This window comes from Empedobacter sp. UBA7248 (genome assembly GCF_002472945.1).
GTDB lineage: Bacteria > Bacteroidota > Bacteroidia > Flavobacteriales > Weeksellaceae > Empedobacter > Empedobacter falsenii_C.
Genome location: NZ_DKSU01000014.1, coordinates 195,250 through 220,431, shown reverse-complemented (window position 1 = coordinate 220,431; position 25,182 = coordinate 195,250). Strand labels below are relative to the sequence as shown.

Here is a 25,182-nt window from a genome sequence, read left to right as displayed (position 1 = left end):
TTATAGCTCAAAAAGAAAAAAAAAATTCGTTATAAAACATTTTAAACTTATTTGTTTTCTAATTATTTTATAGTGTTATAATTTATACTTTTTTTAAGTTAAATTAGTAAAATATTAACATTAAAAACACACAAAAAAATGAAAAAAAATCTATTACTTTTTAGTACCTTATCTATTCTATTTACACATATAGTAAACGCACAAGAGTCAGAAAAACTTTTTGATAAGAATGGAGAAATTTCTTTTATTAAATTATCAGATAAGCAATCTGAGAGTTTATCATCTAAAACCAATAAAAAGAAAGACATTTTTCAGAATTTATTACAACTTAATGAAAATTCTGAATTTGTATCTTTTAATTCTCATACAGATAATAGTGGTTTTGAAAGAGAACGTTTTCAATTATATTACAAAGGCATTCCTGTTGAAAACTCTATTTATATTACACATACTAAGGATAATAAATTAAAAGCATTGAATGGTAAATTCTCAAGAGTAGAAAATCTAGACACAACTCCTACTTTAAGTCCAGAAGATGCTAAAAATAAAGCATTAAATCATCTTTTAAAAAATTATCCAAGTTTAGACTCAAAAAGCATAGATTCATCTATAGAATTAGTTATTCTTGAATCTAACAAAAATCAAAATACAACTGAATATGATTTAGTTTATAAGTTGACTATAAACTCTTTTACTCCTTTAGTTTCAGGAACCTTATTCATAAATGCTAAAACAGGAGAATATGAAAAATTTGAAACAGCAATTTTTCATCAAGGTAAATATAGCCACTCTTCAATTAATGTAAATAAAATATATAATTTAGGTAAAATCACAAACCCACATTTTACTAAAAAACAACAATCTTACAATTCAGTAACTGGCACAGCAGACACTAGATTAAATGGTACTGTAAAAATAAATACAACTTTATTAAATGGAAAATATATTCTTTTAGATTCATCAAGAGGAGGTGGAATATCTACTCTTAATTTACAAAGAACTGCTGATTTAAATAAAATTATAGAGTTTACTGATGATGATAACAAATGGACAAAAGCAGAATATGATAACGTAAATAAAGATAATTCTGCATTAGATGTACATTGGGCTCTAGGGCATGTTTATGATTATTTTAAAACAGCACATAATCGCAATAGTTATGATGGTAATGGTTCTATTTTAAAAGCATATATGCATTATAGACCAGATTCAAGACCAATAGATAATGCTTACTGGAACGGAAATCTCAAAGTTATGCTTTATGGAGAAGGAAATACACTATTTAACTCAATGGGAGCTCTAGATGTAACAGCCCATGAAGTTGGTCACGGTATATCTTTTGGAACAGCTAAATTAAATTACGAAAGAGAATCCGGAGCTCTTAATGAAGGCTTTTCAGATATATGGGGAGCTGTTATAGAAAATTATGTAACAAAATTAACCCCATCAACCTCTAAAAAAACATGGACAATAGGAGAGGAAATTGGTTATAATGGTCCTTTAAGATCTATGAGTAATCCAAAACTATATAACCAACCAGATACTTATGGAGGAAATAAATGGTGGCCTACAGATAAAGTTAACTGTATTACACCTGATGTAAATAATAATGACTATTGCGGTGTTCATAGTAATAGTGGTGTATTGAATCATTGGTTTTATATTTTATCAGAAGGAAAGTCAGGTACTAATGATAAAAATTTCGCATACAATGTAATAGGAATTGGAATAGATAAAGCTGCTCAAATAGCCTATATTGCTCAAACTTCTTATTTAACACCAGATGCAACATTTGCAGATGCAAGAATAGCAGCAATTCAAGCAGCAAAAGACAAATACGGCGTAGGTGTTGAAACCAAAGCAGTAGCCGATGCTTTTGATGCTGTTGGAGTTACTGAAATCCCTAAAAACACAACATATTGTTCCGTAAAAGGAAATGTTACTTCCGGATATATTTATGGTGTAGGATTAAGAGATAAAAATGCAACAACATATAATCTATTAAACTTTGCTTCAGGTAATAATAATGGATATGGAGATTATACAAATAAAATCATTCAACTTTTAAAAGGAGGTTCTTACATATTAACAATACAAGGATTTTATAACTCAAATTATAATATAGCATATCCACATGGATATAGAGCTTGGATTGATTATAATGGAGATAATAACTTCTCTGATGATGAGATAATAGGCTCTGTAAACTCAGGAAATTCATTAAACAAATTTGACCTTCCATTCACAATACCTCAAACTGTCAAATCAGGTAACATAAGAATGAGAGTAGGAATGAAATATAATGCTACACCAACAGCGTGCGAAACAAATTCTTTCTACGGAGAGTTTGAAGATTACACTATTAGCATCCCTACAATTGGAGCTTCATTTACTTCATCTTTAGACGCTGTAAAAAGTAGCCTTTCTATTTATCCTAATCCAGTAGTTGATAATTTATACATATCTGGTACATTAAAAGGCCATACAACTTATACTATTTATAATTCTCTTGGTCAAATTATAAAATCTGGTACTATTTCATCAGAATCTATAAATGTAAGCTCATTGACAAAAGGTGTTTATAACATCGTATTAAAAAATGATGAAATATCAAACTCATTAAAATTTATTAAAAAATAATTATTATATTAATAGTGTATAAAATACCATTCAAAAATTATATAACAATTGTTTTGACTTTTTAAATCATTAATATTCGTATCTTGTAACCTTTAAATAAACAATATTAATCACTTTTTTAGCATAAGCTGATAAAATTAATATGGCAAAATTTAGAATACATCAACAATATTTTTATTTTTGTAATTGAAAAATCAAAAAAAATGAATCTTCACGAATATCAAGGAAAAGAAATTCTTAGTAAATATGGTGTAAAAGTACAACGTGGTATCGTTGCTACTACACCAGAAGAAGCTGTAGAAGCTGCTAAACAATTAACAGAACAAACTGGTACAGGTTGGCATGTCGTAAAAGCACAAGTACACGCAGGTGGTCGTGGAAAAGGTGGTGGAGTAAAACTTGCTAAAAACTTGGACGAAGTTAAGGAAAAAGCAAACGAAATCATCGGAATGCAATTAGTTACGCCTCAGACTTCGGCTGAAGGTAAAAAAGTTCATCAAGTTTTAATCGCTGAAGATGTTTATTATCCAGGTGAATCTGAAACTGAAGAATACTATGTTTCTGTATTGTTAGATCGTGCTACTGGTAAAAACATGATTATGTATTCTACTGAAGGTGGAATGGATATCGAGGAAGTTGCTGAGCACACGCCAGACAAAATCTTTACAGAAGAAATTGATCCAGCTGTAGGAATCCAAGGTTTCCAAGCGCGTAAAGTTGCTTTCAACTTAGGTTTATCAGGAAACGCTTTCAAAGATGGTGTTAAATTTATCACTGCTTTATATAATGCATACGTTGCGATTGACGCTTCTATGTTCGAGATTAACCCAGTTCTTAAAACATCTGACGATCAAATTATCGCTGTAGATGCTAAAGTATCTATCGATGACAACTCATTGTTCCGTCATCCAGATATCGCTGCTTTACGTGATACAAGAGAAGAAGATCCAACAGAAGTTGAAGCTGGTGAAGCTGGATTAAACTTCGTAAAATTAGACGGAAACGTAGGATGTATGGTTAACGGAGCTGGTTTGGCAATGGCAACTATGGATATCATCAAATTATCTGGTGGTAATCCTGCAAACTTCTTAGACGTTGGTGGTACTGCTGATGCTGAGCGTGTAGAAAAAGGTTTCCGTATTATCTTAAAAGATAAAAACGTAAAAGCTATCTTAATCAACATTTTTGGTGGTATTGTACGTTGTGACCGTGTTGCTCAAGGTATTTTAGATGCTTACAACAATATGGGTGACGAAATTAATGTGCCAATTATTGTTCGTTTACAAGGAACAAATGCAGAAATCGCTAAGAAAATGATTGATGAATCAGGTTTCGCTGTTCACTCTGCTATCACATTAAAAGATGCTGCTGATAAAGTAGAAGAATTAGTAGGTTAAGATTTAACTTATTTACAATATATTAAACCTCTCAAAGGATTTCTTTGAGAGGTTTTTTTTGTGTGATTTTATTGTCATTCTAAACTTGTTTCAGAATCTCACAAGAATAAATTCAGCTCGACATTTTGTAATTAAATAATTTTACTAAAATTGATTATTTTTGAAGCAATTAACACATTCTTAAATGAAATTATTTCTAGTTGTATTTAGTTTTCTTACAAGTTTATTAAATGCTCAAACTATTTATTCTAAATCTTATGGAGATAAAACAAATCCTGCAATTATTTATATTCATGGAGGTCCGAGAGGAAACTCTACTTTATTTGAAGGAACTACTGCTCAAAAATTAGCAAATAAAGGTTATTATGTAATTGTATATGATCGACGAGGAGAAGGAAGATCTAAAGATGAAACTGCAAATTTTACTTTTGAAGAATCTACAAAAGATCTAAATAACATCATTAAACAACATGATTTATCAAAAATTACTTTAATTGGTCATAGCTTCGGAGGAATCGTATCTACTTTTTATACCCAGAATAATCCTGAGAAAGTTGATAAATTAATACTAGTTGGCGCTTTATTTTCACAACAAAAAACGTATAATCATATTCTTAAAACTGTACACAAATTAGCTAAGAATAAAAATGACAAGGAAACTTTAGAAGAAATTGTTGAAATAAAAAAGTTAAACAAAAAGAGTGCAGAATATAGAAAGAGATGTTATGATATTGCTTCAAAATACAATTTTTTCGATATCCCTTCACCAACTAAAGAATCTGAAAAAATTAATCAAGAATATAAAGAAAGTGTATTTTCAAAAAATAATATTCGTAACGATTCAGCGCCAATCATATTTTACAAAAATGAAAAAAATGTAAATATTAATACAGAATCAATTCTAAAACATATTAAAAAAAATAATGTAAAATTATTTGCTATTTATGGAAATCAAGATGGTATTTTTTCACAGAAACAATTGAACAAGATGAAGAAAATTACTGGAGATAATAATTTTTTCCCAATAGAGAATTGCTCACATTATCCATTTGTAGATCAACAAACTATTTTTATCAATAACATTATTAATATTATGAATTCAAAATAAAAACCTCCGCTCAATAACTTGAGCGGAGGTTTCTTTTTACGCATATTTAGTAAAGTCTATATATCGTCAAAATCGATATTGGTAAAAGATTCAACTTGCGTTTCTTCTTTACTCACAACTTTATTTTTTGGATCAAAATCTTTTTGATGTCTTTCCGAAATTACCTCTTGTCCTTTTTGTGCAAAAACAAAATCGGTCGTTTCGTCTAACATATCTTTGAAACTTTCAAAATCTTCTTTGTACAAGTAGATTTTATGTTTTTTGTAATACACATTTCCATCGTCCTGCGTATTTTTTTTACTTTCTGTAATCGTCAAGTAATAATCACCTGCTCTTGTTTCGCGGACATCGAAAAAGTAAGTTCTTCTTCCAGCCCTTAATACCTTTGAAAAGACTCCTTCTGCATCCACCTTTTCTTGGTTTTCAAAATCATTCATAAGTCTAAATAGAGTTTAATTGTTAAATGTTTCCTAACAAATCTAAAAAAAATTAAGAAAACAACAACATTTTAAACAATTATTTTCTATTAATTTATTAAATCTCTATAAATAAACTTAATCTAGCAGTTGTTTATTGTACAATTCATAATAATAACCATGCTTATTTAATAATTCGCTGTTCGAACCATTTTCTAAAACATGACCATCTTCTAAAACCAAAATCTGATCAGCGCGCTTTGCAGAAGACACACGATGCGTAATAATGATGGTTGTTTTACCATTAATTTCAGAAGATAAATTATTTAAGATTTGTTCTTCAGTTTCTGTATCTACAGCTGATAAACTATCATCAAAGATTAATATTTGTGGATCATTTACCAATGCACGAGCTATAGAAACACGTTGTTTTTGACCTCCAGAAAGTGTTACGCCACGCTCACCAACAACTGTTTCGTAACGTTCTTTAAATCGATCAATATTATCATGAACAACTGCTTTCTTTGCAAAAATTTCAGCCGTTTGCTCATCTGTATCATCAGAACCAAACAAAATATTATTGGTTAGCGAATCCGAGAAAAGGAAAGCTTCTTGCGGTACATAACCAATTTCTTCTCGAATAGATTCTACATTAATATCATGAATATTTTTACCATCAATCAAAATTTCACCAGAAGTTGGTTCCAACGAACGTGCAACCAATAAAGCAATTGTCGATTTTCCTGAACCTGTTTTTCCAAGAATCGCTAAAGTTTCACCTTTATTAATTTTGAACGAAACATTATCCAACGCTTTAATTCCTGTGTTTTCGTAGATATACGTCACATTCTTAAATTCGATTGTTCCTTCTACTTCGTGATTAACTAGCTGTTTTTCTTTTACATCAGTTTCAGCATTCAAAAATTCGTTAATACGAAACATCGACGCTTCTGCACGCTGTACAACCATCGTAATCCAACCTAAAGAAGTAAATGGCCAAATTAACATATTTAGATAAAGGAAAAATTGAGCAATAGAACCAATATCCATCGTTCCCTCTATATATTTTACTCCTCCTAAATACAGAATCACCAGGTTACTCACCCCAACTACAACAACCATCAATGGTCCAAAAGCTGCCTGAATTTGAGCTAAATTAAGCGCACGTTTCTGATATTCGTCTGCTTCAACTTCGTATTTAGATTTTATAAATTCTTCTGAATTGAATGATTTTATCACGCGAATTCCAGCAAAAGTATCTTGTACAGATGACGAAATCGTAGATTGTTGTTCTTGTACGCGCTTACTTTTCTTGTTAATATTTCGGGCAACATTATAGATTAACAATGATAAAATAGGCAAAGGAGCCAATGTATAAAGCGTTAATTGCTTATCAATTTGCAACATAAAATACGCAATGATCACAACTCGCGATACCAAATCAATCGGATACATAATTCCAGGTCCAAGATACATACGCACCAATCCGACATCTTCGGTAATACGATTCATCAAATCGCCCGTTTTGTGTTTTTTGTAAAAGGACAACGATAATTTTTGATATTTATCGTAAATCACATTTTTCAAATCGAACTCAATATAACGCGATGCTACAATAATCATTTGTCGTGTACCAACCGTCAAAACTCCTCCTAAAACTTTAAAAAAGAAAAAAGCCAAACTGGCATACATCAAACCATCTTTCAAAAGATCGAGGTTATCTGTTCCTTCTTTCTTAAAATTTCGTAGCAATTCTTCAACTGTATTGATTGCTTCTCTAATATATGTAACGGAATAAACCTGCACCCAATTGGCACAAATCGTAAAAATGAAGCCCAAAAAGATTCTCCATTTATACTTCCATAAAAATTTATTTAACTTTTGTAATGATTTCACAAAACAAAATTACATTCTTTTTTTTACCTTTGCATCAATTTATTAGACGTTATATCATTGAAATTATGTTGGGAAGAAGACAACTACGCGAAAAAGTAATGCAGAATATCTATGCTTACAATAGTTTAGGAACTGAAGGCGAAGAAAGAGCGGTCGAGAAAAATATGATGAAAAGTATCGATCAAATCTACGATTTGTACATTTATCTCCTAAATTTGATTAAAGTTCAAAAGGACATTGCAGAGCATAAAATTGAACTTGCAAAATCAAAAAACTTTCCAACCCAAGAAGATTTAAATCCAAATTTAAAATTTGTTCAGAATAAAATATTCAAAATTATTGAACAAAATCTTGAATTATCTCGTTATTCAAATGACAACAAATTTTTACTTTGGGATATTTATGACTCTTATCCAAACAATATTTTTAAAAATTTGACAGAAAGCGAATTGTACAAAACGTACATGAGCAGTGACAAACATTCTTTTGAGGAAGACAAAGAATTTATCTTGAACTTTTTCGTAGAATTTATTGCTGAATATGAAGATTTGCACGATTACTTAGAAGGAATTCAAATCACGTGGGCAGACGATGTACATATTGCAAATGCGATGGTGCACACAACGATAAAATCGTTCCGTCAAAATAGTTCTCCGTTGATTTCTTTGTTCAAAGTTTACAAAGATTTAGATGACAAAAAATTTACTGAAGAATTATTCCGTAAAACTATTCGTCACCAAGTAGAAACAAGAAAAATCATTGACGAAAAAGCTCAAAACTGGGAATTAGATCGTATTGCGACAATCGATTTGATTATTTTAGAAATGGCTTTGACAGAATTTTTATATTTCTCAAATATTCCTGCAAAAGTTACAATCAACGAATATGTGGAATTAGCGAAAAGTTATTCGACAGAAAAATCGCGTGTTTTTGTTAACGGAATCTTAGATAAAACATTAAAAGAGTTAAAAGACAATAATAATTTACCAAAATACGGTAGAGGTTTATTATAATCACTATTTTTTCTTAATTTTGACTAAGACAAATAATTATAAAAATGAAAAGTAAATTATTTATTTTAGGTGCATTTGCATTATCATTCGCAATCAGCTCTTGTGGAGAGAAAAAAGCTAGCGATAATTTTACAGCAGAAGAAACAGCTCAACAAGCTGAAAATGTTGTAGATCCAGCTACAGCTCCAGTTTTAACATTAGCAGAAGCGAATCACGATTTTGGAGATGTAAAAGCTAACAATAAAGTAGAAACATATATCAAGTTCAAAAACGATGGTAAATCTCCATTAGTTATTCGCGATGCGTCTGCAACTTGTGGTTGTACTGTTCCTGAATTCCCTTCTACTCCAATTGCAGTAGGAGCTACAGATTCTATCAAAGTTGTTTACACAGCTGGAAACATGAACGGAAAACAACAAAAAACAGTAACTTTAGTAACAAACACAACAAATGGTCACGAGAAATTTGACATTTCTGCAAACGTTGTTGGAGCTACTGCAAATGATCAAAATGCGCAACAAGCATTTGGACAATAAGTATTAAATCGATAAAATATAAAAATGATTCAAACAATCTTTTTACAAGCTGGTGCACAAGGCGGAGGAATGTCTATGCTTTTGATGTTCGGAGGGATGTTCGTAATTATGTACTTTTTCATGATTCGTCCTCAACAAAAGAAAGCGAAACAAGAAAAACAATTTCAAACGGATATCAAACGTGGTGATCAAGTTGTAACAACTTCTGGAATTCACGGGAAAATCAACGAAATTTATGACGACGCTGTTATCATCGAAACTGGTGCTGGAAAAATTAAATTTGAAAAGGCTGCAATTTCTCGCGAATTAACTGCTGCACGTTATTCAAAAACGACTGACAAAGCTGAAAAATCAGAAAAAGCAGTAGAAGAAAAAAACTAAGTTTAAGGTTAACATATATTTAACTGATTGCCGAAGGAATTATTCTTCGGCATTTTTTTAACTTCAAACCATGAAAAACAACCAACCTTTTGTAGCAGGAATTACTGGCGGAATAGGATCTGGCAAAAGTACAGCAGCAAAATTCTTCGAAGAATTAGGTATTCCGGTATATAATTCTGACACAAGAGCGAAAACGATTCAGAATGAAAACTCTGAAGTAAAAGTTAAAATTATTGCGGCTTTTGGTGAAGAAGCTTACAATGAAAATGGTTTGAATAAACCATTTATGTCAAAACAAGTTTTTCAGAATAATGAAAAATTGAAGCTACTAAATTCAATTGTTCATCCAGCAGTTTTCCAAGATTTTGAAGATTGGAAAAAAGCTCAAAAATCGGACATTGTAATGAAAGAAGCTGCCATTTTAATAGAAAGTGGTAGTTACAAAGATTGCGATGTTGTGATAAGTGTAGTGGTCGATATAGAAACGCGAATTGCACGAACTATAAAAAGAGATGGTTTATCACGAGAAGAAATTCTTGCGAGAATAAACAATCAGATTTCGGACGAAGAACGAATTGCTAAATCAGATTTTATCATTGATAATAATGGCGATTTAGCTCACTTGAAAAATGAAGTGGAACAAACGTTTATCAAAATCAAAAAAATGATTTAATCGTCCAAATTTTAACAAAAAGATAGAAATTAGAAAAGATTAAACTATTTTTAATCATTCAATAAAAAATAAATGAAAAAAGGATTTTATAAAATCTTAATCGTTATCATGAGTGTTGCGCTTATAGGATTGATAATCATTCAATTCTATTGGCTAAACTTGACAATTCAGAACGGTACAGACAGTTTTAACAACAATGTGTACCAAGCGATGAATTATACAACTGAGAAAATAAATAAAAACGAATTAGAGCGTTATTATAAGAAATTTAATAATATACAATCTGATTTAAAATCAAATAAAGATAAACCGCAAGTTGTAACCAATCAAGTCATCAAAGATTCGCTTGGTGTTACGTACGCTTATGTAACGCGCTATGTGGTCGAAAAATCGATGTTGCCATCATCAGGAAAATACAATGATAGCTTAACGAAAGCGAATATTTATTCGCAAGAACGCGTTTTCAAAATAGACAAAGATTCTTCTGCAAGAGGAATTCCAAATCTGAATTTGAATTTTGAACACGCTTTACAAGACGGAACATTTACGCTGGAAAGTGCTGCGCGTTGGGATGCTGGTTCTACGCCAATCGACAAACGTGTGAATTATGCGATGTTAGATTCGATATTGAAAAACGAATTACGCAACAGAGGAATTCATCAAGCAATGCCAATTTTGGCAGTTTTGAAAAAAGATTCGACAGAAACAAATGTCAAATCAAAAGATTTCGATCGTAATAAAATAGAGTTTATGGTTCCACTATTTTTGGATAGAAAGGATCATATCGAATATTATTTGGCAGCGAATTTTGTTAACCGAAATTTAGCCATTGTTGCGCCAACAGTTCCAGTTATTTCGTTGACATTTATCTTAACCATGATTATTATTACGGTTTTCTCCTTGTCAATTTATTACATGCAATTGCAACGCAAAAGTTCAGAAATCAAGACAGATTTCATCAATAATATGACGCACGAATTCAAAACGCCTATTGCAACCATTAATATTGCGTCTGATGCATTGCGTAATGAAAAGATATTTACTGATCCCGAAAAGGTGAAATATTATGCCGATTTGATCAAACAAGAAAACAAACGTATGAATGCTCACGTTGAGATGGTCTTACGAATGTCGAAGCTTGATCGCAATCAAATGGATATGAATTTTCAGGAAGTAAATTTGAATGGCATTGTACAAAAAAGTGTTGAGCCGATAAGATTTATTGTAGAAGAAAGAAATGGTACAATATTTGAAGAATACAATGCAGAACAATCATTTGTAAAAGGAGATCCGTTCCATTTAGAGAATATCGTTATTAATGTATTGGATAATGCTCGAAAATACTCTCCAAACACACCGGAGATTAGAGTAAAAACATACAACAAAGACAACAATTTTTTAATTGAAATTTCTGATAAAGGAATGGGAATGTCGCAAAACGTTCTGAAAAAAATATTTGAACAATTTTATAGAGAAGAAACGGGAAATATACACAATGTAAAAGGTCATGGACTTGGGTTGGCTTATGTCAAAAAAATCGTTCAGCTTCACGGCGGACAAGTTTGGGCAGAAAGTTCGGCAGGAAAAGGAAGTACTTTTTTCATTAAAATTCCTCTAAAATCATAGATCAATGAGTGATAAACAACGATTACTTTTAGTAGAAGATGATCCAAGCTTCGGAAGTGTATTAAAGGATTATTTGGTTATAAACGATTTTGACGTAACGCACGCAATCGACGGTGAGGATGGTCTTGCCAAATTTAAAGAAAGTGATTATGATCTATGCATCCTTGATGTAATGATGCCTAAAAAAGATGGTTTTACATTAGGAAAAGAGATCAAAGAACTAAAAAGTGAACAACCAATTATATTTTTAACAGCGAAAAACATGCGCGAGGATGTTTTGAATGGTTACAAAATTGGAGCAGACGATTATGTCTTAAAACCATTTGATTCGGAAGTTTTATTGTACAAAATAAAGGCTGTTTTACAACGTAATTCTGGCGAAGAAGAAAAATTTGAACAAGAAGATTTCAAAATTGGTAAGTTTACGTTCAATGCAAAATTGAGACAATTAATTTACGATGGTAAATCACAAAAACTTTCGCCAAAAGAAAACGAATTATTACGTTTATTGGCAGTTTACAAAAATGATTTAATGCCTCGTGAGATTGCCTTAACACGTATTTGGCATGATGATAATTACTTTACATCACGTTCTATGGACGTATATATTGCGAAATTACGTAAGTATTTGAAGAAAGATCCAGCAGTAGAAATCGTGAATATTCACGGTGAAGGATTCCGACTTTTAATTCAGGAATAAGATTAATCTTTATAGAAAAAACCTCAATTATGTTGAGGTTTTTTTGTAGAGTTATATTTTTAATTATCGACTTCTGCTCCTAAATTTCTATATTGTTGACGAAATTTTTCAGCCCATTTAAACCATTCATCATATTGTGCATCAGGATGATTTTCTTTATCTAAAAAAGATTTGATATAATCATCAGAAAAATCTTTTGGATAATTTTGCATGGCGTCAAACTCTTTATTTAACCAAGCTTCGTTCAAAATATAATTCATTCGATTCACATCAAAATGATTTCCATACTCGTGATATGAACCTGTTGCAGATGATTTGAAAGTCGTTTTCAAAACCTCTTGATTGGTTCTTGCAAAAATTGCATTTTTATTTTTGTGACACCATGCAGCTGCATTTCTCAATTGTTGTTTCTCATCCACTTTACCTTTCGCATCTTCCCAAATCGAAAGCCAATACTCTTTTTGGTACAAACCCATTAAAATTGAGTTTAAAGACCAATATTTTAGTTTAGTTTTATTATCAACCAAACCTAATTTATATAAAATTGTAAAAAATTTGTATTTATTGTACATAAACAAATCCATTACAAACTTATTTGAAGTAAATAATTTTTGAGGTTGAGCTTGATTTAGGTCATCTGATAATTTATCTATTATCAAATTTTTGTCATCCGAATAATTTCCTAACCAACCCAACTTTAATAACGGAATAGAAAAAGATTTCATTTCGCTTACAACCTCATCAATGTTGATAGGATTGGTAAACCATACATCATCTTCCGTTACCAAAACATAATCTGACGAAGATTTAACTTCATTAAACCACAAATCTGTTGGAATTGTAAAACCATCAATTTTATTACCCTTTAAAATATTATCTTCAATAGCTTTTATTTTATCTTGATATTGACTCGAAGTAATAATTTTAGCATTTGGAAATTTTGATTTAGTAACTTCTAAATATTTTTTCGGCGTACCATCATCTAAAATTTTAATTTCAAAATTACCTTTAACACACGCATAAATTGAACTTAAACAACGCTCCAAGTAATAAGGCCGATTGAAGGATTTTATGATAATTGTAGTCATTTAGTCTATTTTTTTATCAAATACTTTTTTACAACAAATGGTAATATATTTAATAATTGATACTTTAATAAACTTTGTTTAGGATATTGAAGTTTTATTTTTCTCAAAAGTATATCTGTTTCCTCTATTGTATTGAAAATAATTGAAGATTTTAAGGCAAAAACTAAATCTTGTAAATTGTTATTATAATCCAAACTTAATATATCAATGAAATCATTTGGTTCAAATTGCGAATAACTATCAAAACCTTTTGTCACATTTTCATTGTAAAAACTTCTGATCTTTTCTACAAATAACCACCTTACAAATTTGTTTTTTTTTCTAGAAATAGACGTTTTTAGAATTCGATATTTTAATAATACCTCATTTAAATTAGCAAATTTCCTCCCCGCAAAAATCATATTGAAATACATATCATAATCTTCGCAGAAAAGAGCTTTATTACGATATCCTTTTGTTGATTCCTTTCGAAACATTATTACAGGATGATAAAGAGATATTTTCTTAGGCATTCTTTTAACAATATCATTATGATGAGGAATTGCCTTCCATATTTCTATATGTTGATCTCTTTCATCAATTAATTCTATACTTGCTCCAATAAGATCTATAGCAGGATTATCATTCAGAAAATTAATTTGCTTCTCAAATCTAGTATTAGAAGATATATCATCTGCATCCATCCGCGCAATGTATCTTCCATTAGCTTTTTCAATTCCTATATTAAGGTTTTCAATAAACCCAGCAGTTCCTTTATTTTCTAGTTTCTTTATTAAATTAATCCGAGAATCTTTAGAAGCATAATCTTCAATAATCTTTAAACTGTTATCAGTAGAACAATCTTCAATAATAATAAATTCAAAATCAGTAAATGTTTGATCAAGAATTGACTCAATTGCTTTATTTAAGTACTTTTCCGCATTATAAACTGACATTACAACAGAAACAACCGGAGTTTTACTTGCTTCACTCATTCGAAATTATTTTGTGTTCTTGCTTATTCACAATAATAGAATTTGATGGAACATCTTTATGAATAACACATCCTGCACCTATTATTACATTATCTCCAATTGTAACATCTTTTAAAATTACAACATTAGCTCCAGTCCAAACGTTATTACCAATTTTGATAAAACCTATATTAAAATCTGTTTTAGACACACTAAATGGTTCTTTTGTATATTGATGATTATGATCAAACAACTTCATTCCTTCTCCTAAAATACAATTTTCACCTATTGATATCTCTCCTAAGCAAGAAATTGTTGCTCTTGTTATATAAGTATTTTTACCAACAAAGAATTTGGCATCACTTTTTATTGTCAAATAGTTTGATTCGTTCATTGTAACGTTATCTTCTATTTCAATAATAGCCTTAGGAGAAATATCATAGTAATAATTATTTCCTAACTTAAAATCTGATGCTATTTTTGAATTAGAATTTTGTTTGAAAAGTTTGTAGGCTTGTTCTCTTTTAGCTTTTTCAATTAATTTATCAAGAAATAATAAAATTTTATAAAACATATTTTTAAAACTATTATATATAATACTAAGATAATATTAAAGATCGAATTGTATAGTTAAGAATTTTTATGCATTTCTATAAATCCTTCTGTCCATTTTTTCCACTTATCTGCAAATAATGTACTTTCATTATCTCTCAATAATTCATATATATATTCTACAGAAAAATCATTTGGGTAATTTTCATAAGAATTAAATTCATTTTTATACCATAGTTCATTTAAAATATAATTAAATTTTATCAAGTCTAAATTTTCTTCAATATTAAATGAATTAAATGATGCAGATGATCGATAAGAGGTTTCCATCACACGATTAGTCATTAATGTATACTTATAATCTCCTTTATGTTTAAAAGCCCAATCTACGGCATTTTTCAACTGTAATGATTCTATTACACGCTTATATTTATCCTTCCAAAGAAACTGTAAGTAATCTTTACGATACATCCCCATCGGAATATCATACATCACCCATAGTTGCATTATCCATCTTTTAGGTAAAAGATTAAATTTTTCTAAAATAACCCTACCACTAAAAGTATTGTTTAATAATAAGTTATAAAACTTTTTAGATCTAAATATAAAATTAGGATTATGATATGAAATAGTATTTGTAAGATTTTTATGAGGAATAATATCTGAATCTTTTTCTAAAATTCTACCCAATTTTAAGATATGAATATCATATCTTTTCATTTCCTCTATATAAAATAACATATCAAAATTATCAATAAACCAAACATCATCTTCTGTTAAGATCAGTATGTCTGAAGATTTTTCGATTGCATTAAACCATAACTCTGTCGGAATACGAATATCATGATATTGTTCAACTCCTTTTAAATGCCTATCTATTTTTTCAATTTTCTCATTTCGATAATTAGAAAATTCAAACTTTACATATGGATATTTTTCTTTTATTTTATCTAAGTATTTTTGAGGTGTTCCATCATCTAAAATGATTATTTCAATATTATTCGCATCATTTACCTTCTCGTAAATACTTTGTAAGCAACGATCTAATAAATATGGTCGATAATAGCTTTTTATAAGAATATTCATGATCATTTATTTGAATGTTTTGGAGCTATATGGCTAAATAATTGTTCCCTTAATAAAGAACTACTTTTTATTTTTCTAGCAAAAAAATAATCTTTTAAAGATATCAATTTATCAAAATCTGTCATATCCAAAAATGCAGGATACCCACCTCTACCAGAATCCCAATCATAATATCGTAGATTTTTACAAACAATACTGTTAACTAAAGGTGAGTTCAATAATATTGTTTGAAAATAAAATTCTTCAGAACAAAAAGTATATTTGAACCTAGTTAATATATTTGTATCAGGGTAATTAATAACATATTCCAAAGCATTTCTATTAAGACTCCAGTAAGTAGAACCTGCATATACCTTTTGAGGAAAACTCTTTGAATATGATCTATTAATTTTATATTTACGTTGTAATCTAACTATTATAGATAAATAATATAATTGTTTTTCAATTTTAGCATTAAAATAATCATAAAACTGAAAAGTATTTAATCTATCAAACCAAACATCATGAACATCTGTAACTTCAAAATAGTCTAAATAATTTTTTGACTGATCTAATGCTAAAAATTCTTTAACTGATTTTATAGGAAAGTCCTCTCCTGTTATCAAATGAAAAAAAGTATTTTCATTATTTTTCAAAGCTTCTTTTGATAAATGTAAAATTGCCTTTAAATGGTTAAAACCTCCCCAATTAACTTTATATTTTTTAGACACAAATACATTATCAAATCTATCCAAACCTTCTGTACTTAGATTACTTTTTTTATCAATATGAATATAAAAATTAAAATTTTCCCCAAACAATGTTATTAGTGTTGATAATGTATTAACTTCCTTATATGCTGTAATAAGTATTGCCTGTTTTTTCATAAGCATATTATATTAATCCCTAATTTTAATAAACATATCCTCCCAAATCATCATAATATTATCAAGTTGATAACGCTGAGATACTTTAATAGCCTCTTCCGACATTTCTGTTCTCAATTGCTTGTTCAATATTAATATTTTTAATTTTTCTGCAAATTCAGTTACATCAAAAGGTCTAACAAGAAATTTTTTTAACTCACTATCCCCCATCATTTGTTTTGGTCCATTTTTACATTCAAAAGCCACTGGAACCAATCCGCAAGAAAGTGCTTCTATAAGCACTAATGGAAATCCTTCGAAACGAGAACTCAAAGCAAAAATGGAATGTTCAGAAAACACTTGATTTATATCTTTTCTTGGTTCACAAAGATTGATACTGTTTCCTAAACTCAATTGTTTAATTTGTTTTATCAAGTCTTCCTCTAATTCTCCAGATCCATAAATATCTAATTTCCAATCAGGAAAATCATTATTCACTATTGCCCAGGCATCAATTAAATAATTAAATCCTTTTTGATATGTAAAACGTCCAACTGCTAATACTTTTTCTATAGAAGAATCTGTTTTAATTGGGGTAATTGTGATAGGATTTGGAATATTGATTACATTGTTAAAGTAATTACTCCATTCTTCATCATCTTGTTGAGTAAGGACAATTATTCTATCATATTTATTCAACGTTTTTTGGAAAAGCTTCGTTTGTATCTTCATCCTTATATTTCGTAAAGACCATTTTGCTTTTAACTTTTTACTAAGCGGTGTTATATCAAAATGAAAATGATATTCTAAGATTTTTTTACTACCGTCATTTATTAATGGTAAAAACTTGTGTTCTGCACCGAAATACATTGATATCGCAATATCAGTTGGATTCTTATAAAGATATTCTTCAACTTTTTGACGATAAGTTTGCATAAAGTTTCGATAGCGTTTTCTTTTTTCCCAATAATTTAGACCTTTAAGGTTTGGAGTAGGATCTTGAATATTAAAATGTACAAATTTTATCTTTTTACTAAAATCAAAAAAAATAGGATCATTAAATTGACGATAGGTAATAATGGTAACTTCATGATGGAGAACATCAGCTAAATAATTAGCTTTCACATTCAGCATTCTTTCTGTACCAGCAGAATCTTTTAGATTTGGAAAAAAATAGACAATTTTCATAGGTTTAATTCTTAGATTTATCTATAATTTTTTAAAACAGGTAAAAGTTTTTTGTATTGAAAGATATGTTTATGGTATTTTAAAATTATTGGATGAAAAATTTGAACCAAATAAAAATAAGGAATATTACTTACATTTTTTGAACCTACTTGTTCATAATAGTCATATAACTGATCCATTCTACAATAAACTTCATTATACCATTCAGTAGTTATTGGACTATAAGCTTTACATATAAACCCACAATTTCCAATTAATAAAGGTGTGTGTTTGACTAAATCAGTATGTAAACTTTTTTCAGAAGTCATTAATAAATCATAATCTTCATAATCCTTATTTTCAATAAATCTATGTTCAGCTGGAGCTAGACCTCCATTTAATAGCTCTTGATATCCAATAACATATTTATCACTATTATTAAGTTTTTCAAAAGCAGGTTTCCATGAATGCTTAAAAGGTTTAATATCTGCATATCCTCCTCCATAATGATGCATAAAATAACATCTTAAATAATCTGAACGCATCGTTAAACTTAATAGCTCATAACCTTCATGTAATGGATAATTTGGCTTTATATATTGAGGAAGTATCTCTGGTGTTATTAGTTTAACTGGTACACCTGCATTCTTTTCCAATTCAATCAATGCGTTTTTACGGTTTTCTGTCAAAGGGTTATCTCCAGTCCAAAAACAGTAAATTACTTCAGGAGCTTTTTCACCTAAAGAATTGGTTTCACAAGAATTTACCAAGAAACTATGAGGATATTTATCTTTAGAAAAAGTATAATTATATCTTCCTTGTTTAATATTCAACACACTTTGGTAAATATTTGGAAATAATTTTCTAATTTTTAAGGCTATTTGGTTGAACATAATTATTTTTTCTTAAGGTTTTAATTAAAGGTATATTTTTTATTCTGTACTTTATATAATGCCTGTAGAGAGAATATACATTAGTTTCTTGAAACATTGCTGTGTCTAAAATGCTTTTAAATCCAATTCTTAAAGATTCTATCACAGAATGATCTTTAGCCCACCAATCTAACATTTCTCTTTTTTTTATTTGAAGTTTTTCTTGCTCTAGACCAAGCATATTCAAAGTTGAAAAAATGACATTTGTACGCTCTATAAGTCCATTTTCTTTATTTTCAATTGTAGGATAACTCCTTGTTGACTGAACAGAATATCTAAAGTAATTTAATTTTTCATTTCCTCTAAAATAAACATATACATCCTCTTCTGAAAGAAGAATATTCCAAAACAACCAATCTCCTGCTTTTTTATAATTCAGAATTCTATCAATATGCTTTTTACCTAAATCTTTCTTAAAAACTACACTACTAGCATTTACAATTAAACATTTATTTAGCATAAAGTCCTTGACATAATCTATTCCTTTATAATAGTGATTATTCTTCCAAAGAGTTGGATGAGATTGCTGTGTATATTCTTCAAAAGTGTCTACAATTTCAATTCCATGTTCATCAACATAATACATATCACTATAAGCCACTGCAACATTTTCATTTTCAGAAAATATAGGAATCATTTTCTCTAAAAAAGTAACATCAGCCCAATCATCACTCTCTGCTATCCATACCAAATCTCCTTTTGCAAGTTTCAATCCTTTCTTCCACTGTTTAAAAGGACTACCATTATTTTTTTTATTATAAATTCTATGAATTATTCTAGAATCCTTATAGCTATCTAAGACTTCTATACTATTGTCTTGTGATAAATCATCTAATAAAATAACTTCAAAATTATTATACGTCTGATTAAATATAGAATCAAGTCTTTGATTTAAAAACCTAGCATGATTGTAATTCGGAACAATAACAGTAACCAATGGATTTACTAACATTTTATTTATGATTAAATTCAAATAATATTATTTTTTCCAAATAAACGAAGTATATCTAAAAATAAAGTATGGCATTATATTATAATACTTTATCATTTTACTTTGAGAAAAGTCTTTGTAGTTATCGGTCTTCTTAACAAATTTATGCCATTCTGCTAATTCTTTATTTGCCTCAGAAAAAGACATATGATGAAGAATTCTGTAATACATTTCCATTAATATTTTCAAAGATTCAATCGTAAAAGTATTTTTACTCTTTGATAAATTTGATTTGTTTTCTACATATTTTTGATAATAATATCTAATCACAGTTTCTACACTTTTTCTATTTTTTCGAATACTTTCAGGAGCAATAGTTTGTCCATCTCTTCCGATAAAGTAACGATACAGTTGCAAATTTGTGTAATATAAATCTTTTCCAAAAAATAATGGAATCGAGGCAAAAAGTGTATCAGTATAAAAAACTTTTTCAGGAAAATCAATTGCAGCCTTTCTTAATACTTCTGTTTTATAAGCCAAACGATGCATCACAAAAACATCATCTTCCAAAGTATTTATATCTTCATCAAGTTGATAGACTTGATTATTTTTTAGCTTAGGAAGTGTCTGAAGTTCTGATCGATTCTCAAAAACAAATTCCTTTACAAAATCAGTCACAATTACATCATTATTGATTGATTGCAATTCATGAACAAATTTTTCAAACTCCTTATTATCATACCAATCATCAGAGTCTAATACTTTGCAATATTTACCTTTCGCTTCTGCTATACCTCTTTTCAGAACAGAACCATAACCACCATTCTCTTTGTTAATTACAACAAATGTTTGTGAATATTTTGCTTCGTATTCTTGTGCTATTGTTAGGGAATTATCTGGGCTTCCATCAATAATCAATAGTATTTCAACTAAAGAAAATAATTCTTCTTTTATAATCAGAGAATCTAAGCACTTACGTAAATATTCTTGGGTATTATAAATAGGTATTATGAGGGTTAATAATTTATTCATGTTTAAGTTTTTAGAACGTTAATAGCATTTTCAAATTATTCTACAATGCAAAATAAAGAAATTTTTATGATGAAAAATATTTCAAAAATAATTTCCAATAAAAAGGATATTTGTATTTATCTTCTTCTAATATTTCTTCAATATATTCTTTAGGTGGCTTTACTAAATGTATCGAAAATAAAAATTTATAAAATAATCTTTTACTTATTCTAGTAGAATTCCATGGTTTTGCTTTAGATGAAAAATGATATATATAAAATTTTATATCTTGTTCATTTTTTTTCTTAAATAATCTTGAAAAACTATCTTTTAACACGTAACTATAAGTAATATTTAAATCATCTTGATAAACAGTTAAGTAATTGAATTTCTTTGAAAGTATTTTAGTTTTTCCATTACGACCTATAACTGCATTCATAAGATCCTGATCATGATTAATCGGTTTTTCAATTGTTTTTATTATTTCAATAAACTCATTCTCAATCCCTAATTCTATTATTTTTTTTACATTAAACAATGCTACTCCAGCATTAATATATTCATCTGGTTCCTTTAACTTTAAAACGTTATAAAAATAATTTTTAGAGAAATTTGGATAATCATTTTTTACATATTCACTAGAATAATCAGTTACTCCCATCAACAGACAATTATCAAAATCAATTTTTAAAAATTGTGATATATCTCTATCAATAATTAAATCACTATCCAAATAAAGTACCCTTTCGTAATCTTTAAAAAGTTTAGGTATATATAATCTATAATAAGTTGAATTATTAAGATGAGCTTCAGTATGTAGATTTTCATTTTTAATTTCATTTAAAAAAATAAAGTCTATTGAAAAGTTTTTATAACGACTTATCCATTTATTAATTATTCTCTGATTTTCATCACTAATATCTTCAGTAAGAATAAACAATTTATAAAGAATATCTTTTCTAGAATTGGAAATTATAGATGCTATTGTTACACTAGTATATTTTAAATAATTATTGTCAGTTGCAAAAACAATTGGAAATATATTCATTTGTAAAGATTGTTATTATATTAATTTTGGATTTTAACGACTTCTAAAGCTCTTGCTACTACTTGATGCATATCGTAATATTTGTATTCTGCTAATCTTCCTCCAAAAATAACATTTGGTAATTGATCTGCTAATTGTTTATATTTTTCATAAACGATTTGATTTTTTTCATCATTTATTGGATAATATGCTTCTAGACCTTTGGTCATATCTTGCGGATATTCTCTTGTAATAATAGTTTTTGGTTGCGTTCCAAAATCAAAATGCTTATGTTCTATAATTCTCGTAAACGGAATTTGGCTTTCTGTATAATTAACTACTGCATTTCCTTGGTAATTTGGTTGATCTAAAATCTCATTTTCAAACCGTAAACTTCTGTAATCCAAATGACCGAATTGATAATCAAAATATTCGTCAATTTTACCTGTGTAAACCACATTATTTGCAAGTGAATCCAAGTTTTCTTTATCTGAAAAATAATCTACATTTAGCTTTACCTCAATTCCTTCCAACATTTTTTCTACAAGAGCAGTGTAACCACCAATTGGAATTCCTTGATAAGTATCGTTAAAGTAATTATTATCAAATGTAAATCTAAAAGGTAAACGTCTTATGATGAATGCTGGAATTTCTGTAGCTGGTCTTCCCCATTGTTTTTCTGTATAACCTTTTATAAGTTTCTCGTAAATATCTTTTCCTCCTAAAACCAAAGCTTGTTCTTCCAAGTTTTTAGGTTCTGTAATATGTTTGTATTCTGCTCTTTGTTCTTCTATTTTCTCATAAGCTTCTTGCGGAGTTTTTACCCCCCAAAGCTGATAAAACGTATTCATATTAAAAGGAAGATTATACAATTCTCCTTTATAATTTGCAATCGGAGAATTAGTATATCGATTAAATTCTACAAAAGAATTGACATAATCCCAAACAACTTTATTACTTGTATGAAAAATATGAGCGCCATATTTATGCACATTGATTCCTTCAACTTTTTCAGTATAGACATTTCCCGCGATATGATTTCTTCGTTCTATCACCAAGCATTTTTTACCTTGCTTTGTCATTTCGTGCGCAAATATTGCCCCGAACAAACCACTACCTATAATTAAATAATCGTATTCTTTTTTCATAATTGTGCTATGTTATTATAAAACTACCTTTTTAACTACTTTCATATATAAAAATAATTTATTTTACAGTACTTATTAATTAAAAATCTTGTACCTATACATTAACCTTACAAACTTGTCTAAAAAAGGATATCGATTATATAAAATTTTATTCTTTTGTTTTTTATTCAAATTTTTATTGAATTGTTGAACAAGTAATTGATCTATAAACTTACTTTCATCAATTCTTGAATTCTCATTAATAGTTGAAGTCTGATTATTGTGTATTCTAAATGAAATTAGTTTTTTGTTAATAAGCCCAATATCTGTATGGATTAGAATTCTTAAATAATATTCTATATCTAACATTTGTTTTAACTCTGTAGAATATTCACCTATAGTATTATAAAGCTTTTTACTAAATAGCGAAGTAACGGGCTCACCTAAAAAATTATATGATAACTGATATTTTGAACCAAGTCGATATAAATCTTTTTTCCCAAATAAATAAAAATCGTCAAATTCTAAATTTATTCCTTTTTGTAAATCGCCAAATTTAGTCAACCAATTCTCTGTTTCTACTAAGCCAAAATCTTCACTTATAATTATTCTTTTACATAGGACAATATCTAAATTATGAGATAAAAGATAATATAGCATAATTTCAATGCAGTTAGATGCAAGTAAATCATCTTGAAATAAAAATTTTATGTATTCTCCATTTGCTTTTGCAATACTATTATTCCAATTAGATCCAATACCTGCAGGTTGATGTGAGAATATATAAACCGGAAAATTAACTTCGTCTTTAAATACTTCACATATTTCCCTAGTCTTATCCGTAGAAGAATCATCAGAAATAATGACTTCTATATTCCTATAAGTTTGTTTTTTTATAGAATCTAAAGCTTCTTGTATATACTTTTCACCATTATAGGTTGGTATACAAACGGAAACAAGTGGATTATTCATGTTTATTTATTTTTCTAAAATATTATAAATTAAATAACTTTAGTATTCGATTCATATATACAATTCTTTTACTTCCTAGTATTTTTTTTAAAAGCTCATTCTCTTTTTCTACATATTTCATTCTTTGATATAATTGTTGATAAGGTGTTTCTAAATTTTCAACAAAAAATAAAATATGTTTAACATAGATATAATTAAGTAATTCCTTCTTTTTCGTTACTTCAGAATGCAAAGTATTAGTCATCGATTTTTCCTTAATTCTGTAATAAAATAATACTTTAGAAATTCTATAACATTTTGATTTTTTATTAATAATGCTAATCCAAAACTCCCAATCTTCGTATCCGTGTATTATACTTTCATCATAACCTTTAACTTTTTCCCAACTTGATTTTCTATAAAATGCTGAACAAAAAATTAAATTCTGAATAGCAAATTCTTTTAGTGAAAACTCTGGTAATTCCCATTCTCCTGTTCTATCACCAAAAAATTCCGCTTCACAATAAATAATCGTATAACCACTGTTAAATTGTTGAGAACCTAGTTCTAAATATTGAGAACCTATTTTATCATCACAATCTAATGGTAAAATCCATTCTCCTTTAGCTTTTTCAATTCCTGCATTTCGGGCAGAAGACAAGCCTCCGTTTTCTTTTTTGAGATAGATAAAGCGTGTATCTTTTTCTACCCAATGTAGTGCAACTTCTTCTGTATTATCTGGTGAACCATCATTTACAATAATACATTCCCAATTTTGATAGGTTTGGTCTAGGACTGATTGTAGGCATTCGTCCATATAAATAGACTGATTGTAGCAAGGAACAATAACCGAAATAAGAGGTTGTTGCATGATGTGTGTATTAAGTATTTCTAATTTAGGTTGTTTACAAAGTTACTTCATTTGTAAGAATATACAAGTTATTATTTGATGATCTCTTCCATTCTATTTTTTTTAATTGTATTTATAATACAAAAGCTATTTTTTTCATTTTCATACAGATAACTTAACATTCTCCAGTTTTGAAAAAAATAATATAATGCTAATCTAGTGCATTTATTTGTTTTGCATAATGAAGTACATTTTCTTGATCAAGTATTTCATTTT

The 25,182-nt window shown here is 28.7% G+C and carries 24 protein-coding genes; 9 read left to right on the top strand and 15 right to left on the bottom strand.

All coding sequences use genetic code 11. From position 1 onward, the window contains the following. Positions 1–138 precede the first annotated feature (138 nt). The 3 genes from B4A23_RS13385 to B4A23_RS13375 all read left to right on the top strand — a co-directional run bounded on the left by B4A23_RS13385 (position 139) and on the right by B4A23_RS13375 (position 5,145). Positions 139–2,640, top strand: a complete 2,502-nt coding sequence (locus tag B4A23_RS13385) for a M4 family metallopeptidase (protein ID WP_291120754.1) — start codon at positions 139–141, stop codon at positions 2,638–2,640. Between the two features lie 203 nt (positions 2,641–2,843). Further along, complete coding sequence (gene sucC / locus B4A23_RS13380; protein ID WP_221853950.1) at positions 2,844–4,037, top strand: ADP-forming succinate--CoA ligase subunit beta; 1,194 nt, start codon at positions 2,844–2,846, stop codon at positions 4,035–4,037. A 184-nt stretch (positions 4,038–4,221) separates the two neighbouring features. Further along, positions 4,222–5,145 (top strand): alpha/beta hydrolase, encoded by a 924-nt coding sequence (locus tag B4A23_RS13375; protein WP_291120752.1) that lies wholly within the window; start codon positions 4,222–4,224, stop codon positions 5,143–5,145. Positions 5,146–5,201: 56 nt separating this feature from the next. On the opposite strand, the gene B4A23_RS13370 is transcribed toward B4A23_RS13375, so the two are convergent. Further along, complete coding sequence (locus tag B4A23_RS13370; RefSeq protein ID WP_114998930.1) at positions 5,202–5,582, bottom strand: PUR family DNA/RNA-binding protein; 381 nt, start codon at positions 5,580–5,582, stop codon at positions 5,202–5,204. Positions 5,583–5,699: 117 nt separating this feature from the next. Then, positions 5,700–7,457, bottom strand: coding sequence for an ABC transporter ATP-binding protein (locus B4A23_RS13365; RefSeq protein WP_038331126.1), 1,758 nt, complete (start codon positions 7,455–7,457; stop codon positions 5,700–5,702). Between B4A23_RS13365 and nusB the strand changes: the two genes are divergently transcribed. The 6 genes from nusB (at position 7,448) to B4A23_RS13335 (ending at position 12,386) form a co-directional block, all read left to right on the top strand. Next, positions 7,448–8,470: a transcription antitermination factor NusB gene (gene nusB, locus B4A23_RS13360; protein ID WP_260509518.1), complete on the top strand. Its 1,023-nt coding sequence runs from the start codon at positions 7,448–7,450 to the stop codon at positions 8,468–8,470. The genes B4A23_RS13365 and nusB overlap by 10 nt on opposite strands. A gap of 44 nt (positions 8,471–8,514) precedes the next feature. Then, positions 8,515–9,006, top strand: coding sequence for a DUF1573 domain-containing protein (locus tag B4A23_RS13355; protein WP_114998927.1), 492 nt, complete (start codon positions 8,515–8,517; stop codon positions 9,004–9,006). 24 nt (positions 9,007–9,030) lie between these two features. After that, positions 9,031–9,387 (top strand): preprotein translocase subunit YajC, encoded by a 357-nt coding sequence (gene yajC / locus B4A23_RS13350; protein ID WP_125350678.1) that lies wholly within the window; start codon positions 9,031–9,033, stop codon positions 9,385–9,387. Positions 9,388–9,457: 70 nt separating this feature from the next. Then, a complete protein-coding gene (gene coaE, locus B4A23_RS13345) occupies positions 9,458–10,060 on the top strand; it encodes a dephospho-CoA kinase (protein WP_291120749.1) in 603 nt (200 codons plus the stop codon). A gap of 72 nt (positions 10,061–10,132) precedes the next feature. Beyond that, positions 10,133–11,686 (top strand): sensor histidine kinase, encoded by a 1,554-nt coding sequence (locus tag B4A23_RS13340; protein WP_038331121.1) that lies wholly within the window; start codon positions 10,133–10,135, stop codon positions 11,684–11,686. A 4-nt stretch (positions 11,687–11,690) separates the two neighbouring features. Beyond that, entirely contained in the window at positions 11,691–12,386 is a 696-nt protein-coding gene (locus tag B4A23_RS13335) for a response regulator transcription factor (RefSeq protein ID WP_019974263.1), read from the top strand. Positions 12,387–12,445: 59 nt separating this feature from the next. Here the strand turns inward: B4A23_RS13335 and B4A23_RS13330 are convergent, their stop codons facing one another. From B4A23_RS13330 to B4A23_RS13270, 13 genes are all read right to left on the bottom strand, one after another. After that, positions 12,446–13,474 carry a glycosyltransferase family 2 protein gene (locus B4A23_RS13330; protein ID WP_291120747.1) on the bottom strand — a complete coding sequence of 343 codons (1,029 nt, stop codon included), beginning with the start codon at positions 13,472–13,474 and terminating at the stop codon, positions 12,446–12,448. A gap of 5 nt (positions 13,475–13,479) precedes the next feature. Continuing rightward, positions 13,480–14,448 (bottom strand): glycosyltransferase, encoded by a 969-nt coding sequence (locus B4A23_RS13325; RefSeq protein ID WP_291120745.1) that lies wholly within the window; start codon positions 14,446–14,448, stop codon positions 13,480–13,482. Continuing rightward, positions 14,441–15,001 (bottom strand): acyltransferase, encoded by a 561-nt coding sequence (locus tag B4A23_RS13320; protein WP_291120742.1) that lies wholly within the window; start codon positions 14,999–15,001, stop codon positions 14,441–14,443. The genes B4A23_RS13325 and B4A23_RS13320 overlap by 8 nt, the downstream gene beginning before the upstream one ends. A 56-nt stretch (positions 15,002–15,057) precedes the next feature. Further along, a complete protein-coding gene (locus tag B4A23_RS13315) occupies positions 15,058–16,065 on the bottom strand; it encodes a hypothetical protein (RefSeq protein ID WP_291120740.1) in 1,008 nt (335 codons plus the stop codon). Between the two features lie 2 nt (positions 16,066–16,067). Further along, a complete protein-coding gene (locus tag B4A23_RS13310; protein ID WP_291120738.1) occupies positions 16,068–16,931 on the bottom strand; it encodes a beta-1,6-N-acetylglucosaminyltransferase in 864 nt (287 codons plus the stop codon). 12 nt (positions 16,932–16,943) lie between these two features. Then, positions 16,944–18,098, bottom strand: coding sequence for a glycosyltransferase family 4 protein (locus tag B4A23_RS13305; protein WP_291120736.1), 1,155 nt, complete (start codon positions 18,096–18,098; stop codon positions 16,944–16,946). 17 nt (positions 18,099–18,115) lie between these two features. After that, positions 18,116–18,970: a hypothetical protein gene (locus B4A23_RS13300; protein WP_291120734.1), complete on the bottom strand. Its 855-nt coding sequence runs from the start codon at positions 18,968–18,970 to the stop codon at positions 18,116–18,118. Continuing rightward, a complete protein-coding gene (locus tag B4A23_RS13295; protein ID WP_291120732.1) occupies positions 18,942–19,961 on the bottom strand; it encodes a glycosyltransferase family 2 protein in 1,020 nt (339 codons plus the stop codon). The genes B4A23_RS13300 and B4A23_RS13295 overlap by 29 nt, the downstream gene beginning before the upstream one ends. 27 nt (positions 19,962–19,988) lie before the next feature. After that, complete coding sequence (locus B4A23_RS13290; RefSeq protein WP_291120730.1) at positions 19,989–20,972, bottom strand: glycosyltransferase family 2 protein; 984 nt, start codon at positions 20,970–20,972, stop codon at positions 19,989–19,991. A gap of 64 nt (positions 20,973–21,036) precedes the next feature. Further along, positions 21,037–21,999, bottom strand: coding sequence for a glycosyltransferase family 8 protein (locus B4A23_RS13285; RefSeq protein ID WP_291120728.1), 963 nt, complete (start codon positions 21,997–21,999; stop codon positions 21,037–21,039). 20 nt (positions 22,000–22,019) lie between these two features. Then, on the bottom strand, positions 22,020–23,126 hold the full coding sequence (gene glf, locus B4A23_RS13280) for a UDP-galactopyranose mutase (protein WP_291120725.1): 1,107 nt from the start codon (positions 23,124–23,126) through the stop codon (positions 22,020–22,022). A 75-nt stretch (positions 23,127–23,201) separates the two neighbouring features. Further along, positions 23,202–24,077 (bottom strand): glycosyltransferase family 2 protein, encoded by an 876-nt coding sequence (locus B4A23_RS13275; RefSeq protein WP_291120723.1) that lies wholly within the window; start codon positions 24,075–24,077, stop codon positions 23,202–23,204. A 22-nt stretch (positions 24,078–24,099) separates the two neighbouring features. Further along, positions 24,100–24,927, bottom strand: a complete 828-nt coding sequence (locus tag B4A23_RS13270; protein ID WP_291120721.1) for a glycosyltransferase family 2 protein — start codon at positions 24,925–24,927, stop codon at positions 24,100–24,102. Positions 24,928–25,182: the final 255 nt, after the last annotated feature.